Genomic DNA, 14,623 nt, shown 5'->3' with positions numbered 1-14,623 from the left:
TCACAATAATGAATTCAAATACTCACCACGAAAATGTCCTTCAACTGGATGCTGTAATGACGCCTAAAAAGCGTCGGTTTAACCTATCAAAAATTGCGCTCGCATTATTCGTGCTGAGCACGCTGGCATTTCTCGCTCAGCCTGTATTGGCTGGCGGTGATCACGCTCCCGTCGCTAAGGCAAGCGGCGATTCGGTAACGCAAACGGCGCCGACGGATGAACACGGCGAACAGGCGTTGAAATTGACCGAAGCGCAGCAAGCCTTGGCGGGGATTAGCTTGTTACCTTTGTCGAGCGATAGCTTGAACCTCGCCAATTTGAATCTCGATATTAGGGCGACGGCGACCTTAGTGGTGGATCGCGATCGAACAGCGACCCTTGCGCCGCAGCTCGATGTGCGTGTGTTGGCGCGCCATGTGGTGCCGGGACAAGAAGTGAAAAAAGGTGAGCCTTTACTTACCTTGGGTGGCGCAGCCGTTGCGCAGGCACAGGCGGACTACATTAATGCCGCTGCCGAATGGAGCCGAGTCAAACGCATGAGTGAAGGTGCGGTTAGCGTCAGTCGGCGGATGCAGGCGCAGGTGGATGCCGAACTTAAACGGGCGATTTTAGAGGCAATTAAGATGACGCCCGCGCAAATTCGTGCACTGGAATCGACGCCCGAAGCCATAGGCAGTTATCAACTCTTAGCACCAATTGACGGCAGAGTGCAGCAGGATATCGCCATGCTAGGTCAAGTTTTTAGCGCGGGCACACCCTTAATGCAACTGACCGATGAATCCTATTTATGGGTTGAGGCGCAGTTAACCCCAACTCAAACTACGTATATCCAGGTTGGCAGTTCAGCTTTAGTGCAAGTAGGGGATAAGACGTTGGCAGGTAAGATCATCGGTCGCTCCCATGAACTCGACAGCGTAACGCGCACCGAGCAAGTGCTGGTGAGTATGCCCAATCCTGATCATGTGTTGCATGCGGGGCAATTTGCTGAACTCTACTTTGCTGGCTCTACTACCGATCCAAACGGCAGTGGCATAGTGCTGCCCGATACGGCGTTGACCCGTGGCGGCGATGGCGATTGGCAGATTTTTATTCAAGATGAGGATGGCTTCGAGTCCATTGAGGTAGAAGTGGTGCAGCGTCAACGTGGTCTGAGTCTAGTGCGTGGACCTGAGCTTGAAAAAGCCCAACAGGCACAGCTCAAGGTTGTGGTGGCTGGCGCGTTCTTCTTGGCATCCGAGCAGGCGAAAGCGGGCTTTGATATTCACGCCCACTAATATGAGCGCCCTTATTTTGGAGATTTTCTATGTTGCAAAAGTTAATCGAAGCCGCGATTAAAAATCGGCTGTTAGTGGTATTGGCTCTGCTCGCCGTGATTGTGGGCTGTGTGGCCATGTTACCTAAGTTGAATCTCGATGCCTTTCCTGATGTGACTAACGTGCAAGTGACCATCAATACAGCGGCCGAAGGCTTAGCTGCAGAAGAGGTGGAAAAACTTATCAGTTATCCGGTGGAATCGGCCATGTACGCCTTGCCAGCCGTGACTGAGGTGCGCTCGTTATCGCGCACTGGCTTGTCGATTGTGACTGTGGTATTTGCCGAGGGGACGGATATTTACTTCGCCCGTCAGCAAGTGTTTGAACAGTTGCAGGCGGCGCGGGAGATGATCCCAAGCGGCGTCGGAGTGCCTGAAATCGGCCCGAATACCTCGGGATTAGGGCAGATTTATCAGTATATTCTGCGCGCAGAACCTAACTCTGGCATTAATGCCGCCGAGCTGCGTAGCTTAAATGATTATCTGGTGAAGTTGATATTGATGCCCGTGGGCGGCGTGACTGAAGTCTTGTCTTTTGGTGGCGATGTGCGCCAATACCAAGTGCAGGTCGACCCGAATAAACTGCGTGCCTATGGCTTGTCTATGGCGCAGGTGACCGAAGCGCTAGAGAGCAATAACCGCAACGCTGGCGGTTGGTTTATGGACCAAGGCCAAGAGCAACTTGTGGTGCGCGGTTATGGTATGTTGCCCGCAGGAGACGCTGGATTGGCGGCGATCGCGCAGATCCCTCTGACCGAAGCCAGCGGTACGCCAGTGCGTATTGGCGATATCGCTCAGGTGGATTTTGGCAGCGAGATCCGTGTCGGGGCTGTGACTATGACGCGCCGCGATGAATCTGGCCAAGTGCAAAATCTCGGTGAAGTGGTGGCTGGTGTTGTGCTCAAACGCATGGGGGCAAACACTAAGGCGACGATTGACGATATTGGTGCGCGGGTGAGCCTTATCGAGCAGGCCTTGCCCGATGGCGTGTCCTTTGAGGTGTTTTACGACCAAGCGGATCTGGTCGATAAGGCTGTGACCACAGTGCGCGATGCGCTGCTAATGGCCTTTGTGTTTATCGTGGTGATCTTGGCGTTGTTCCTCGTCAATATCCGCGCGACCTTGCTGGTGCTGCTGTCGATTCCTGTGTCTATCGGGCTCGCACTTATGGTGATGTCCTATTATGGCTTGTCGGCAAACCTGATGTCGCTCGGCGGTTTAGCTGTGGCGATTGGTATGTTAGTCGATGGCTCTGTGGTGATGGTGGAGAATATTTTCAAACACTTAACCCAACCGGATCGCCGCCATTTACCCGAGGCGAGGGCGCGTGCCGATGGTGAGGACGATCCCTATCACAGCGAGGAGGATGGCGCTAAAGCCAGTGGTGATGTCAGCGAATCGAATATGGTTATTCGGATAATGCTCGCGGCAAAAGAGGTGTGTAGTCCAATCTTCTTCGCCACCGCCATTATTATCGTCGTATTTGCACCGTTATTTGCCCTCGAAGGCGTTGAAGGCAAGCTGTTCCAGCCGATGGCGGTCAGTATCATTTTGGCTATGATGTCGGCGCTGCTGGTGGCGCTGATTGCCGTGCCAGCCCTTGCCGTGTATCTGTTTAAGCGCGGTGTACTGCTTAAACAAAGTGTGATTTTAGCGCCGCTGGATGCCGCTTATCGCAAGTTACTGACGGCAACGCTTGCTAGGCCAAAGGTGGTGATGCTCAGCGCCTTGGTGATGTTCGGCTTGAGTCTATTATTGCTACCAAGGCTGGGTACCGAATTTGTGCCTGAACTGGAGGAAGGCACGATTAACTTGAGGGTGACGCTGGCACCAACGGCGAGTTTAGGCACTTCGCTCCAAGTCGCACCTAAGCTTGAGGCTATTTTGCTAGCATTTCCCGAGGTGGAATATGCCCTGAGCCGCATTGGTGCGCCTGAACTGGGCGGCGATCCCGAGCCAGTGAGTAATATTGAAGTCTATATTGGCTTGAAACCGATAGCAGAGTGGCAGTCGGCAAGCTCGCGCTTGGAACTGCAACGCTTGATGGAGGAAAAGCTCAGCGTATTCCCTGGACTCTTGTTGACCTTTTCGCAGCCGATTGCGACTCGGGTAGATGAATTACTTTCGGGGGTAAAAGCCCAGCTAGCGATTAAAATCTTCGGCCCTGATTTAGCGGTATTATCACAGAAAGGCCAAGCGCTTACCGATCTCGTCGCGAAAATCCCCGGCGCCGTGGATGTGTCGCTTGAGCAAGTGAGCGGCGAGGCGCAATTAGTCGTGCGCCCCAAACGCGAGCTATTGGCGCGTTACGGCATCAGTGTCGATCAAGTGATGAGCCTCGTCAGCCAAGGTATTGGCGGCGCGAGTGCAGGACAAGTGATCGATGGCAATGCCAGATACGACATCAATGTGCGACTCGCGGCCGAGTTTCGCCAAAGCCCGGATGCGATTAAAGACTTGTTACTCAGCGGTACAAATGGCGCCACAGTGCGCTTAGGGGAAGTCGCCAGCGTCGAAGTGGAAATGGCGCCGCCGAATATTCGCCGTGACGATGTGCAGCGCCGTGTTGTGGTGCAGGCCAACGTGGCGGGACGCGATATGGGCTCGGTTGTAAAAGATATTTATGCCCTAGTGCCAAAGGCGGATTTGCCAGCGGGATATACAGTGATCATTGGCGGCCAGTATGAAAATCAGCAGCGAGCGCAGCAAAGGTTGATGCTAGTGGTACCGATTTCTATCGCTTTGATTGCCTTGTTGTTGTACTTCTCCTTTGGTTCATTCAAGCAAGTGTTGCTCATCATGGCGAACGTGCCCTTAGCTTTGATTGGCGGCATAGTGGCCCTGTATGTCAGTGGTACTTATTTATCTGTGCCTAGCTCTATTGGCTTTATCACTCTATTTGGGGTAGCGGTGCTCAACGGTGTGGTGCTGGTGGATTCGATTAATCAGCGCAGGCAAAGCGGCGAAGCACTCTATGATTGTGTTTATGAGGGCACGGTTGGGCGTTTGCGCCCGGTATTGATGACGGCACTGACCTCGGCCTTAGGTTTGATCCCGATTTTATTGTCATCGGGTGTTGGCAGTGAGATCCAAAAGCCCTTGGCAGTGGTGATTATCGGTGGCTTGTTTAGCTCGACGGCGCTGACCTTACTCGTCTTGCCGACCTTGTATCGCTGGTTATATCGCGGCGATAAGCGCATTGATGAGCTCGGTTAATCACAAGTAAGCCGTCATCGTGGGCAATAACTTGTTATGTTTCGGGTTATTGCCTTCGTTGTAGACAGGGTTATCACATTGACTAAAACTCTAAAAATCAGTGAGCTAAAGAGTGATAGATGGGCTAGTCTTAGAGTCGACATTAAGGACATTCATTTCTGGAGAACATTATGATTGCGGTAATTTTTGAAGTCATCCCGACAAAGGAAGGAAAGGAAGAGTATCTGCACGTGGCGGCTGAAATGCGCCAATATTTAGAAGGTCGTACGGGGCTGATCTCGATCGAACGTTTTCAGAGCTTAACCGACGATGGCAAAGTACTGAGCCTGTCGTTCTGGGAGGACCAAGCCTCTATTACCCAATGGCGCAATCAGATGGCCCACAGCATTGCCGAGCAAACGGGTATAGTGCCCTGTTTGTTTAACTCTTATCGCATTCGGGTGGCAGAAGTAGTGCAAGATTACAGTGAAACTGTGCATGTTGAAGCTGAGTAATCACTTATCTCGCTGATGTAAAAACAAAACCCATCTCTAGAGATGGGTTTTTTATGCGTGACACTTAAGTTTGAGATTATTTTTCTTGTTGAGCTTTCAATAGATCGCGGATTTCAGACAGCAACTCTTCTTCTTTGGTCGGTGCTGGTGGCGCTTTAGGCGCATCTTCTTCCTTGCGTTTTAGGGTGTTAATGGCTTTTAAACCCATAAAAATGGCGAAGGCGATAATCGTAAAGTCGATAATAGTTTGAATGAATTTGCCATAGGCAATGACCACAGAAGGCGCATCGCCTTGAGCTGCCTGTAGCACTATGCTCAAATCACTAAAATTCACACCACCTAGGATGATGCCAATTGGTGGCATGATGACATCGGCCACGAAGGACGAGACGATTTTGCCGAATGCGGCACCTATGATGATACCAACGGCCATGTCGATCACATTGCCACGGGACGCAAAAGCCTTGAACTCTTTAATTAAGCTCATTAGGTTTCCTCCAAAATTGAGATTAAATGTTAAATTTTATTGTGCAAACTGTATCAGGAAAACCTAAGGTCTTTTGCAGCCTGTTACCTTGCCAAGCTTATAGGGGCTTATGGATTAAGGCAATTCTGACATAGAGGATTTATCCTCAAGGCAATGATTTTCACTTTACAAAGTAACAATTGTTACTTTTTTGGGCATTCGATTTATTCATCTAGATCGGCATGGCCGATAAAATCAGGGACTTCTAAGACTTGCGATCCCCAACGTTTAAATAGGGAGCTATAGATGAATTCGATAAAGACGCGGTATTTTCGCGGTAGATACGCCCGCTGTGGATAGCTAAGCACTACCTTAGTTTGCACCATTGGATAGTCATCTAGTAGCGGGATTAAATCGCCTTTTTCTAATGCGACTTGGGCTATGATGGACGGCACCGCAGTGATCCCAAGCCCCGCAATGGCGGCCTCGCGAGCGAGGGTGACATTGTTTACCGTCAGTTGAGTCTTGGGCTCGGCGACAATCCAAGTTTTACCATCGAATAATTTCCAAGCACCTTCAATATGCGCCGACTGCAAGCGAATCGCTTTATGTTTGGCTAAGTCCTGTGGCACCTTGGGTGTTCCATGGGCAGCTAAATAAGCTGGGCTTGCCATGAGTGATTTATGGGCGTTGACTAAGGCATAGCTTTGCAGACGAGTGTCGCCAGAATCGGCAATTTGAAATAACAGATCTATGCCTTCTTCTATCACATCAACCTTTCGATTGGTGAGTTCAGCCTCTATGGTGATTTCGGGATAAAGCGTTAAAAACTGCGCGAAAATCGGCCCTAAAAACAATTGGCCTAATTCAATTGGGCAGACAATTTTTAGATTGCCTTTAATCAATTGTTGTTGGGCGCTGAGCTGATTTTCGGCGCTCTGCAGATCGCTGAGGATCTTATTGATCCTGTTGTAATAACTTGATCCTGCTTCGGTGAGTTTTAGGGCTCTTGTGGTGCGAAACAGCAGTTGTGTGCCGGTATCGGCTTCGAGCTCGGCTATCTTGCGACTGACGGTTGCCTTAGTGAGCCCAAGGGCTTTAGCTGCGCCAGTAAAGCTACCTTGCTCGACCACTTGAGCGAAAATTTGCACGCGATTGAGATCCATCATTGTTACACCTGTGAAACAGTGGGTTGATTTTTTGCTGACTAATAAACTTAGTGAGACAGTAGTACACTAGATATCACTAATCAAGGAGTCATTCATGTCCAAAAGTAAACTCATTATCGCCGTTCCACTGTTACTCGCTGCAGTTGCGGGAGGCGGTTATTACTGGTGGACACAGGTACGTTTTATCGAAACCACGGATAACGCTTATGTTGAGGCCGATATTTCCCATATCAGCGTTAAAGTGCCTGGCTACGTTGTGTTAAGCGATGTAACCGATAACCAGCATGTGCAAAAGGGTGAGTTATTAGCTCAGCTGGAAGATAACCAGTTTAGTGCCAAAGTGAGTCAAGCTGAAGCCTCATTGGCAAGTTCGAAGGCGGACTTGCAAACTTTAGCCGCAAAGGTGGAGTTGCAACGGGCGTTAATCACTCAAGCCAGCGCAGGCGTGGTGGCGGCAAAGGCCGATAAAATACGTGCACAGCAACAATTGAGCCGCTCGAAAAAGCTTAAAGTCAGTAATTACAGTTCCCAAGATGATGTCGACCAACTACAAGCGGGATTCGATTCTGCCGCCGCCCGTCTCGATGAAGCTCAAGCCGTGTTAGTGGCAAAGCAACGGGAGTTAGCAGTTTTTAATGCCCAATTAGATCAGGCGGGCTCAGTAGTAGAGCAGGCCGATGCGACTTTAGAACTGGCGAAAATTCAATTAAATGATACCCGTGTGACCGCACCTTTTTCTGGGGTGATTGGTAAACGTGGTGCTATGGTGGGGCAGTACGTGCAACCCGGCCAAGCACTCTACAGTTTGGTTCCGGATGGGGCAGTGTGGATCACGGCGAACTTTAAAGAGACCCAGATCCAACATATGCAACCAGGACAGTCAGTGCAGGTCAGTCTCGATGCGTTTCCCGACAAAACCTTTATAGGTGTTATCGATAGTCTGTCACCGGCGTCCGGAGCCAAATTCAGTCTACTGCCGGCGGAAAACGCCACAGGTAACTTCACTAAAATCGTCCAACGTATTCCCGTGCGTATTCGCTTAGATTTATCTGAGGAAGAAGCACACATGCTACCGGGCTTAAGTGCGGTCGTGAAAGTGGATACGGCATCTGAGCCATCAACATCGGCAATCGCTGCAAATACAGGTCGTTAGTATGAGCGCAACTGGCTCTATCACTGCGTCTGCCGATATGGAGGCGCAGGGCATCAGTGTACCTAAAAAGCCTACCGATTATGAGCGTGGCAGTCGCCGTTCATGGATTGCGGTATTTGGTGGTTTGATTGGCGCCTTTATGGCGATTCTCGATATTCAAATCACTAATGCATCGATGAAGGAGATTCAAGGCAGCCTTGGGGCAACGCTCGAAGAAGGCAGCTGGATTTCAACCGCGTATCTGGTGGCTGAGATGATCGCGATCCCGCTCTCTGGCTGGCTCAGCACAGGATTGTCGGTAAGGCGTTATCTGTTATGGACCACGGCTGCTTTTATCTTTGCTTCTGTGCTTTGCTCAATCGCGTGGAACTTAGAGGCCATGATCGCCTTTCGGGCGCTACAGGGCTTTTTTGGTGGTGCGCTTATTCCGTTAGCCTTTAGGCTTATTCTTGAGTTTTTACCCGATAACAAACGTGCCGTCGGCATGGCGTTATTTGGCGTGACGGCGACTTTTGCACCTTCAATCGGCCCGACCTTAGGCGGTTGGTTGACCGAGCAATTTAGCTGGCATTATCTGTTTTATATCAATGTGCCACCGGGTTTGTTAGTCATGGCCATGTTGGCCTACGGTTTAGAGAAGCAGTCGGTCGTTTGGGATAAGCTGAAGAATGTCGATCTGGCGGGCATAATCACTATGGCGCTGGGGATGGGTTGCCTTGAAGTGGTGCTCGAAGAAGGTAACCGCAAGGACTGGTTTGGTTCAGAACTCATTCGTAATCTGGCCATTATTGCCGTCGTGAATCTGGTGTTGTTTGTTTGGATCCAGCTAAGGCGCAAAGAACCGTTAGTGAATTTGCGCTTGCTCGGTAAGCGTGATTTTGTGCTATCTACTGTGGCGTACTTTTTACTGGGCATGGCATTATTCGGCGCTATTTATTTGATCCCACTTTATCTATCACAAGTCCATGATTACACACCGTTAGAAATTGGTGGTGTGATTATGTGGATGGGATTTCCGCAGCTATTGGTCTTGCCCTTAGTGCCGAAATTGATGGAGCGCTTCGATAGTCGTTATCTCGCTGCTTTTGGCTTTTTAATGTTCGCCATTAGCTATTACATGAATAGCCAGATGACCGCAGATTATGCCGGACCGCAGATGATCGCCTCGCAAGTGGTGCGGGCATTAGGTCAGCCTTTTATTCTGGTGCCAATTGGAATGCTTGCGACCATGCATTTAAAACCTCATGAAAATGCCTCGGCATCGACGGTATTAAACGTGATGCGTAATTTAGGTGGTGCTTTTGGTATCGCGCTGGTGGCGACCCTGACTGATACTTTGTCGCGCGGGCATTTGGCTCATATTAAGGAATCTTTACCCGCAGTGAGCACGCAAGCACAGGATTATTTAACCCAAAGCACAAGTCTGTTGCAGGCAGGAGGTTCAGATCCCTATACCGCGGCCGCGCAGGCGAAAGTTTTACTTGGCAAAACCATGAGTCAGCAAGCTTATATTCAGGCCTATAACGATGTGTTTTACATCATGGGCGCTCTGCTACTCATCGCCGTATTCGCTGTGCTGCTGATCCGTAAACCGACAGGGCCTGTGGCCCACGATGCCATGGTTGAGTCATAACGTTTTTCGTTATCCTGTTGTTGCCATAGATTTCCCCAGATCTATTGGTTTGCGCCTTAGTCCTCACGGATTAAGGCGCTTTTTTATGGTCTTTATGCTGTGGTAGACTCAAAGCTCTTTTTCGATGATTTGCAGAGGAATATCGTTTGCAGTGGCAAAATCTTACATTTAATCAATTAAATGCCAATAGGCTATACGACATATTGAAGCTAAGAGTCGATGTGTTTGTGGTAGAGCAGGCCTGTGCGTATCCAGAGCTTGACGATAAGGATAGGCACCCAGAAACCCAGCATTTATTCGGCTTATCGTCAGACGGGGAACTGCTTGCCTACGCGCGTATTTTGCCGCCGGGATTGAGTTATCCAGAGGCGAGTATCGGCCGTGTGGTGGTATCGCCAGCGGGACGAGGCAAAGGACTGGCCATGCCTTTAATGCAGCACGCCATTGAATCTGCACTGACAACATGGCCCGAAGCGGGGATCCAAATTGGCGCCCAAGATTACCTCAAAGCTTTCTATCAAAAACTCGGCTTTGTCGCCTGCTCTGAGATGTACTTAGAAGATGGTATTCCCCATTTAGATATGCGCTACCAATCAGCATAAGCGGCTATCAATATGAGTTATCTACATCAATTATCAACATAAGCGATCAACAAAAGCTAGGCACATAAGTATTCAACATTAAGCCAATAAGGAACTGAGATGTCGACTTCAACGGACTATAGAATCAATCAACAGCAAATTGCCTGCGTGGCGAGTTTTCTGGCTAAAGAGGGCAAAACCGAAGCACTAATAGCTGCGCTCGCGAGCCTTATTCCTGATACGCGCCGCGAAGCGGGTTGTATTCGTTACGAACTCAATGTGAGCCGTGATGAACCACGCCGCGTGACGTTTGTAGAGAAGTTTGTCGATATTGCCGCCTTTGATGAGCACTGCGCTAAGGATGCGATTCAACACTATTTCCACCAAGTTATGCCCGAATTAGTCGAGTCATACCATGTGGAAACCTATCACCAAATCATTGTTTAACCATGAGATAAACGATTAGGAGCTTGCAGTGTTGATTAACGCTATCGAGCCAGTATTTAGATCTCTATCCGAATGGAGCTCATTGATACTGCAAGTGACTAATGGCCGCAGCTGGAACTATTGCACTTTAACTCTTTAGTGCTAAAGGGTGTATTAGTAAGGACAAGGTGAAGTTGCTGGCTTAAGTTGCATTTGCCATCAATGTACCGAGTAGTTATCTACGGCAAGAATGACAACCTAGACTTTGATTGTATAACTTCACTGGGATTAATAAAGCTGCCTTGCTACTTTGCTTAATTGAACCCATTCGAATTTCATCGCAGAGTGAGTTTTATATCCATTCCAATCTAAAAAGCCGAGTGGTTTATCACTCGGCTTTTAATATATCTTAGATATCGCTTTATTTAGTGAAAAACACTAATGTCCAAGGGACTACGTATGCTTGGAGTACTGTGATCACGCCAATGAAAGTACAGAAAAATAGACTGTGCTTTAGCGTAAAGCGGAAAAGATCTGATTCTTTACCCGCCAATCCCGTTGCAGCGCAAGCAACGGCAATAGATTGTGGCGAAATCATTTTGCCCGTTACTCCTCCCGTAGTGTTTGCGGCGACTAATAACTCCGGTGTTACACCGATTTGGTTTGCTGTATTGGCTTGCAGCGCGCCAAATAGGGCATTTGACGAGGTGTCTGAACCTGTTAAAAACACACCTAACCAACCTAAGAATGGTGAGAAGAAGGGGAATGCCACGCCAGTGCCTGCGAGCACGAGTGCTAAGGTTGAAGATAGACCTGAATAGTTTGCAACAAAGGCAAATGCTAATACTAATCCAATTGACAATATCGGGAATTTTAATTCAATTAAAGTGTCTTTAAAGGATGTCAGTGCATTACTTACTGACATTTTAAGGACCACAATTGAGATCATTGCTGCGATTAAAATGGCTGTTCCAACAGCGCCTAATAAATTAAGTTTATATATTGCTGCATAAGGGGTTTCCTTAGCGACAATAGGTGCACTTTTGATAACGAGATTATGCAAGTAAGGTACTTCAATACTGATAGTGGCAAAACTTAATGCCAGTTGTACATCTTTAAGACTCCACAGGGTTACAATTGCCGTGAGAATAATAAAGGGAGACCATGCTTTAAATATCTGGCTATTAGAAAAAGTAGATTTATGGGTAGTAATTCTTTTTTTCATGCCTGAGAAAGTGAATATTTCTTTTGGTTGCCAGACTTTTAAAAATAACGTTAAACAAATTAGACTGACTAACGCCGAAGTAATATCGGGTAATTCGGGGCCGATAAAGTTTGAGGTCAAAAATTGGGTGATCGCAAATGAAACGCCTGCTACTAATGTTGCGGGCCAAGTTTGACGTATTCCCCTGATGCCATCCATCATTGCGATGAGCCAGAAGGGGACAATAATCGATAATATTGGCAACTGACGGCCAGCGAGTTGTCCAATATGGAATGGGTCTAGTGATGAAACCTGGCCCGCTACGATAATTGGGATACCCATAGCTCCAAAGGCGACGGGTGCCGTATTTGCGATTAAGCAAAGTCCTGCTGCATACAATGGATTGAATCCAAGCCCGACAAGTAACGCAGCTGTAATAGCAACAGGTGCCCCAAAACCCGCAGCACCTTCGAGGAAGGCTCCAAATGAAAAGCCAACCAATAGCATTTGTAATCGTTGATCTTCCGTGACTGAGATGACTGACGAGCGAATAACCTCAAATTGACCTGTTTTAACGGTGATTTTATATAAAAATACTGCGGTAATAATAATCCAAGCAATTGGCCATAGCCCATAACTAAAACCATATATAGCAGAAGCAAGCGCGATACTAATAGGCATTTTGTAGGCGAGTATCGCGACTGCTAAGGCAATTAATAAGGTTAATGCCCCAGCGATATAGCCTTTAAGTTTTAACACAGTTAAGGCTAGGAAGAAAAACACAATAGGCAGTAAAGCAACCATTGCGGTTAGCCACAAGCTACCGAGTGGCGTGTATGTTTGGGTCCAGGTCATAGGGAGGTTTCCGTAATTGTTATAATATGTTGATAAATCGTGTCGCATCCGCAACATGGCAGATACTAGTGTTTAGTGATGTAGGATCAATCTTAAATGTTGTAATAAGTGATATGGGTCACTAGATGTATGGATAAATGATGACGGGTAAATACCTAAATAATAATCAAGTAAAATATTGCCTGTTTTAGCTATATTCACCAAGCATCTAATTTAGGTTGTATTAATATTTATTGTGTTATCAAGATTATTTTTTGTGAGTCGTGAAATTAACTAGAGTATTGTGATTTTATGAAAAACTAGGCTGTACTTTTTTAGTTTTTTTGTAGTGTTTGTAACAGAGTTTTTATAAATATTTGTTTATCTTTAGAGATGGAAATTAATAGCAATCAATGCAATGCAACTAATAATGCAGTTATTTTATTGTGGCATGAATTGAGCTATAGATGTTGCCATACTCTTGTCTATGAGTTTGCTTGGCTGGAAATTTACCTTGCTATATGTGGCTGCGAGTATGACAGTAGGTTGAAATTTTTAATTTTGCAGCACAGTTCGTTAAGGAAGTAACATGAAACAAGTCAAAGTATTAGGCAGTGGTTGCGCTAAATGTAGCAAAACCGCTGAGATGATTGCGGACATATCAGAAGAAATGGGTGTGGATGTGATTGTAAAAAAGGACACAGATCCTCAAAGCCTATTGAAATTTAAAGTGATGAAAACTCCAGCGGTAGTGATCGATGGTGAGCTCATACATAGCGGCTCAGTACCGACGCGCGATGAAGTTGAGGGGTGGTTAAGGGACTAGAGCTCGCTGACTCGCTGAATAGTTGCACGGATTATGCTCGTTAGAAAGCGCTTAAGCTAAAAATGCACACCATTGTCATCCTGAATCCTTGGCAATGGTGGTGTAATATCATCAGTATACGATTAATGATATTAAATATAATGTGTTTAAAAACAATGTATTGATTCTTTGTGTAGTCATTTTATTATGGGGTTTTATTGGCTACGGTTTAGTCGGCATTGCATTATCTGGGCGAGTTTATTAAGTCTATGTCGTAGGAGATTGTTTGCAGATTTCGACTTCTTTTATCAGTATCACTGCTATGATTTTGATTCAGTGACCTCGTCAAGTTGCGGGATGAGTGCAATGCAAAAGTGGCTTAGGGTATTAACACGTTTCTACAGTTGGTTATTTTTTACTGCACGTTTGTTTCGTTTAGGGCTTTTTCTAACGCTAAGTTTATTCGCTTTGCCTTTGTTTGCTGCTCAAACATCTCCCAGATTAACCCAAGTATTAACGCCCGCTACGGATTGGAAAAACTCCGCTTATATCACCCAAGCATTTAGTGAAGTCGCCCTACAAAATGAGTATGACCTTGCTAAACATAGCGTGCGTAAGTGGCGCATACCGGTACGAGTGTTTATTGAGCATCAAGTGGGTGATAAGGCGCTGCACACTCAATTAGTGTTGATGCACTTAACACACTTAGGCCAGATCACCGGCCTCGATATTCAACGGATAGATACGCTCTCTGAGGCGAATCTGCACTTAGTTTTTACCCGTCAATCCCTATGGGCAAGTGAGGTGATGCGCTTAATGGGACCGAGCTCGGCGAAAAATGTCCATGGCTCTGTGTGTATGGCAAAGTTTGCTCTCAATTCACGGCAAGAGATTGAACGTGCTTGGATTATTATTCCTGTAGATCAAGCCAAAATGCACGGTAAGTTAGTGGCTTGCGTAGTGGAAGAGATTACTCAAGTGCTTGGTTTACCCAATGATTCAGAGAAAGTATTTCCCTCCATCTTTAACGACAAAACCCCGCAGGACTTACTTACCGGACTCGATTTCATTTTGCTTAAATTACTCTATAGCCCAAGTATTAGCGCTGGAATGACGGCCGCAGAGGTCAAGCAGCCTTTGCAGATCTTGCTCGAACAATGGCTGCGCGATGGCACTATTGCTAACGCTGGCAAAACGGTACGTCAAGGTCAGTTGTACCCATTGTTAGGTTATTGATGACTAAGCATTACAGCTAAAGTTGACATTGCTCGCACGTGACTAATTAATCCTTTTTGTTTTAGGAATAAGGGCATAGTCTATCTTTATATGA

At 47.1% G+C, this 14,623-nt stretch carries 12 protein-coding genes and 1 pseudogene; 10 read left to right on the top strand and 3 right to left on the bottom strand.

Features of this window, described 5'->3' with window-relative positions; all coding sequences use genetic code 11:
• The first annotated feature begins 8 nt into the window (after nt 1–8).
• The 3 genes from L5M71_RS05345 (at nt 9) to L5M71_RS05335 (ending at nt 5,022) form a co-directional block, all read left to right on the top strand.
• On the top strand, nt 9–1,274 hold the full coding sequence (locus tag L5M71_RS05345; RefSeq protein ID WP_263143111.1) for an efflux RND transporter periplasmic adaptor subunit: 1,266 nt from the start codon (nt 9–11) through the stop codon (nt 1,272–1,274).
• A gap of 29 nt (nt 1,275–1,303) precedes the next feature.
• Complete coding sequence (locus L5M71_RS05340; protein ID WP_263206484.1) at nt 1,304–4,528, top strand: efflux RND transporter permease subunit; 3,225 nt, start codon at nt 1,304–1,306, stop codon at nt 4,526–4,528.
• A 170-nt stretch (nt 4,529–4,698) separates the two neighbouring features.
• Nucleotides 4,699–5,022 (top strand): antibiotic biosynthesis monooxygenase family protein, encoded by a 324-nt coding sequence (locus L5M71_RS05335; RefSeq protein WP_113939195.1) that lies wholly within the window; start codon nt 4,699–4,701, stop codon nt 5,020–5,022.
• A 76-nt stretch (nt 5,023–5,098) separates the two neighbouring features.
• On the opposite strand, the gene mscL is transcribed toward L5M71_RS05335, so the two are convergent.
• Both mscL and L5M71_RS05325 read right to left on the bottom strand, forming a co-directional pair.
• On the bottom strand, nt 5,099–5,509 hold the full coding sequence (gene mscL, locus L5M71_RS05330; RefSeq protein WP_105250328.1) for a large-conductance mechanosensitive channel protein MscL: 411 nt from the start codon (nt 5,507–5,509) through the stop codon (nt 5,099–5,101).
• Nucleotides 5,510–5,712: 203 nt separating this feature from the next.
• Nucleotides 5,713–6,657, bottom strand: a complete 945-nt coding sequence (locus L5M71_RS05325) for a LysR family transcriptional regulator (RefSeq protein WP_168827308.1) — start codon at nt 6,655–6,657, stop codon at nt 5,713–5,715.
• Nucleotides 6,658–6,751: 94 nt separating this feature from the next.
• Between L5M71_RS05325 and L5M71_RS05320 the strand changes: the two genes are divergently transcribed.
• The 5 genes and pseudogenes from L5M71_RS05320 to L5M71_RS05300 all read left to right on the top strand — a co-directional run.
• Nucleotides 6,752–7,810, top strand: a complete 1,059-nt coding sequence (locus L5M71_RS05320) for an HlyD family secretion protein (RefSeq protein ID WP_263206483.1) — start codon at nt 6,752–6,754, stop codon at nt 7,808–7,810.
• A gap of 1 nt (nt 7,811) precedes the next feature.
• Entirely contained in the window at nt 7,812–9,443 is a 1,632-nt protein-coding gene (locus L5M71_RS05315) for a DHA2 family efflux MFS transporter permease subunit (RefSeq protein ID WP_263206482.1), read from the top strand.
• Between the two features lie 146 nt (nt 9,444–9,589).
• Complete coding sequence (locus tag L5M71_RS05310) at nt 9,590–10,045, top strand: GNAT family N-acetyltransferase (protein ID WP_263206481.1); 456 nt, start codon at nt 9,590–9,592, stop codon at nt 10,043–10,045.
• Between the two features lie 99 nt (nt 10,046–10,144).
• Nucleotides 10,145–10,471, top strand: a complete 327-nt coding sequence (locus L5M71_RS05305; RefSeq protein ID WP_263206480.1) for a putative quinol monooxygenase — start codon at nt 10,145–10,147, stop codon at nt 10,469–10,471.
• Nucleotides 10,472–10,499: 28 nt separating this feature from the next.
• Nucleotides 10,500–10,598 (top strand): annotated as a pseudogene (locus L5M71_RS05300) (radical SAM protein); the annotation flags it as partial.
• A gap of 273 nt (nt 10,599–10,871) precedes the next feature.
• Here the strand turns inward: L5M71_RS05300 and L5M71_RS05295 are convergent.
• Nucleotides 10,872–12,509 (bottom strand): lactate permease LctP family transporter, encoded by a 1,638-nt coding sequence (locus L5M71_RS05295; RefSeq protein ID WP_263206479.1) that lies wholly within the window; start codon nt 12,507–12,509, stop codon nt 10,872–10,874.
• A gap of 568 nt (nt 12,510–13,077) precedes the next feature.
• Here L5M71_RS05295 and L5M71_RS05290 point away from each other — a divergent pair.
• Nucleotides 13,078–13,314, top strand: a complete 237-nt coding sequence (locus L5M71_RS05290; RefSeq protein WP_028761824.1) for a thioredoxin family protein — start codon at nt 13,078–13,080, stop codon at nt 13,312–13,314.
• 345 nt (nt 13,315–13,659) lie between these two features.
• Complete coding sequence (locus L5M71_RS05285) at nt 13,660–14,529, top strand: DUF2927 domain-containing protein (RefSeq protein ID WP_263206478.1); 870 nt, start codon at nt 13,660–13,662, stop codon at nt 14,527–14,529.
• The last annotated feature ends 94 nt before the right edge of the window (nt 14,530–14,623 follow it).

Source organism: Shewanella sp. SW1, from assembly GCF_025653545.1.
GTDB classification, from domain to species: Bacteria; Pseudomonadota; Gammaproteobacteria; order Enterobacterales; family Shewanellaceae; genus Shewanella; species Shewanella oncorhynchi.
This window is presented reverse-complemented; position numbering and strand designations above follow the sequence as displayed.

Coding starts and splice junctions, on each gene's coding strand:
- L5M71_RS05345 (WP_263143111.1), top strand. CDS start 9: ATGAATTCAAATACTCACCACGAAAATGTCCTTCAACTGGATGCTGTA.
- L5M71_RS05340 (WP_263206484.1), top strand. CDS start 1,304: ATGTTGCAAAAGTTAATCGAAGCCGCGATTAAAAATCGGCTGTTAGTG.
- L5M71_RS05335 (WP_113939195.1), top strand. CDS start 4,699: ATGATTGCGGTAATTTTTGAAGTCATCCCGACAAAGGAAGGAAAGGAA.
- mscL (WP_105250328.1), bottom strand. CDS start 5,509: ATGAGCTTAATTAAAGAGTTCAAGGCTTTTGCGTCCCGTGGCAATGTG.
- L5M71_RS05325 (WP_168827308.1), bottom strand. CDS start 6,657: ATGATGGATCTCAATCGCGTGCAAATTTTCGCTCAAGTGGTCGAGCAA.
- L5M71_RS05320 (WP_263206483.1), top strand. CDS start 6,752: ATGTCCAAAAGTAAACTCATTATCGCCGTTCCACTGTTACTCGCTGCA.
- L5M71_RS05315 (WP_263206482.1), top strand. CDS start 7,812: ATGAGCGCAACTGGCTCTATCACTGCGTCTGCCGATATGGAGGCGCAG.
- L5M71_RS05305 (WP_263206480.1), top strand. CDS start 10,145: ATGTCGACTTCAACGGACTATAGAATCAATCAACAGCAAATTGCCTGC.
- L5M71_RS05295 (WP_263206479.1), bottom strand. CDS start 12,509: ATGACCTGGACCCAAACATACACGCCACTCGGTAGCTTGTGGCTAACC.
- L5M71_RS05290 (WP_028761824.1), top strand. CDS start 13,078: ATGAAACAAGTCAAAGTATTAGGCAGTGGTTGCGCTAAATGTAGCAAA.
- L5M71_RS05285 (WP_263206478.1), top strand. CDS start 13,660: ATGCAAAAGTGGCTTAGGGTATTAACACGTTTCTACAGTTGGTTATTT.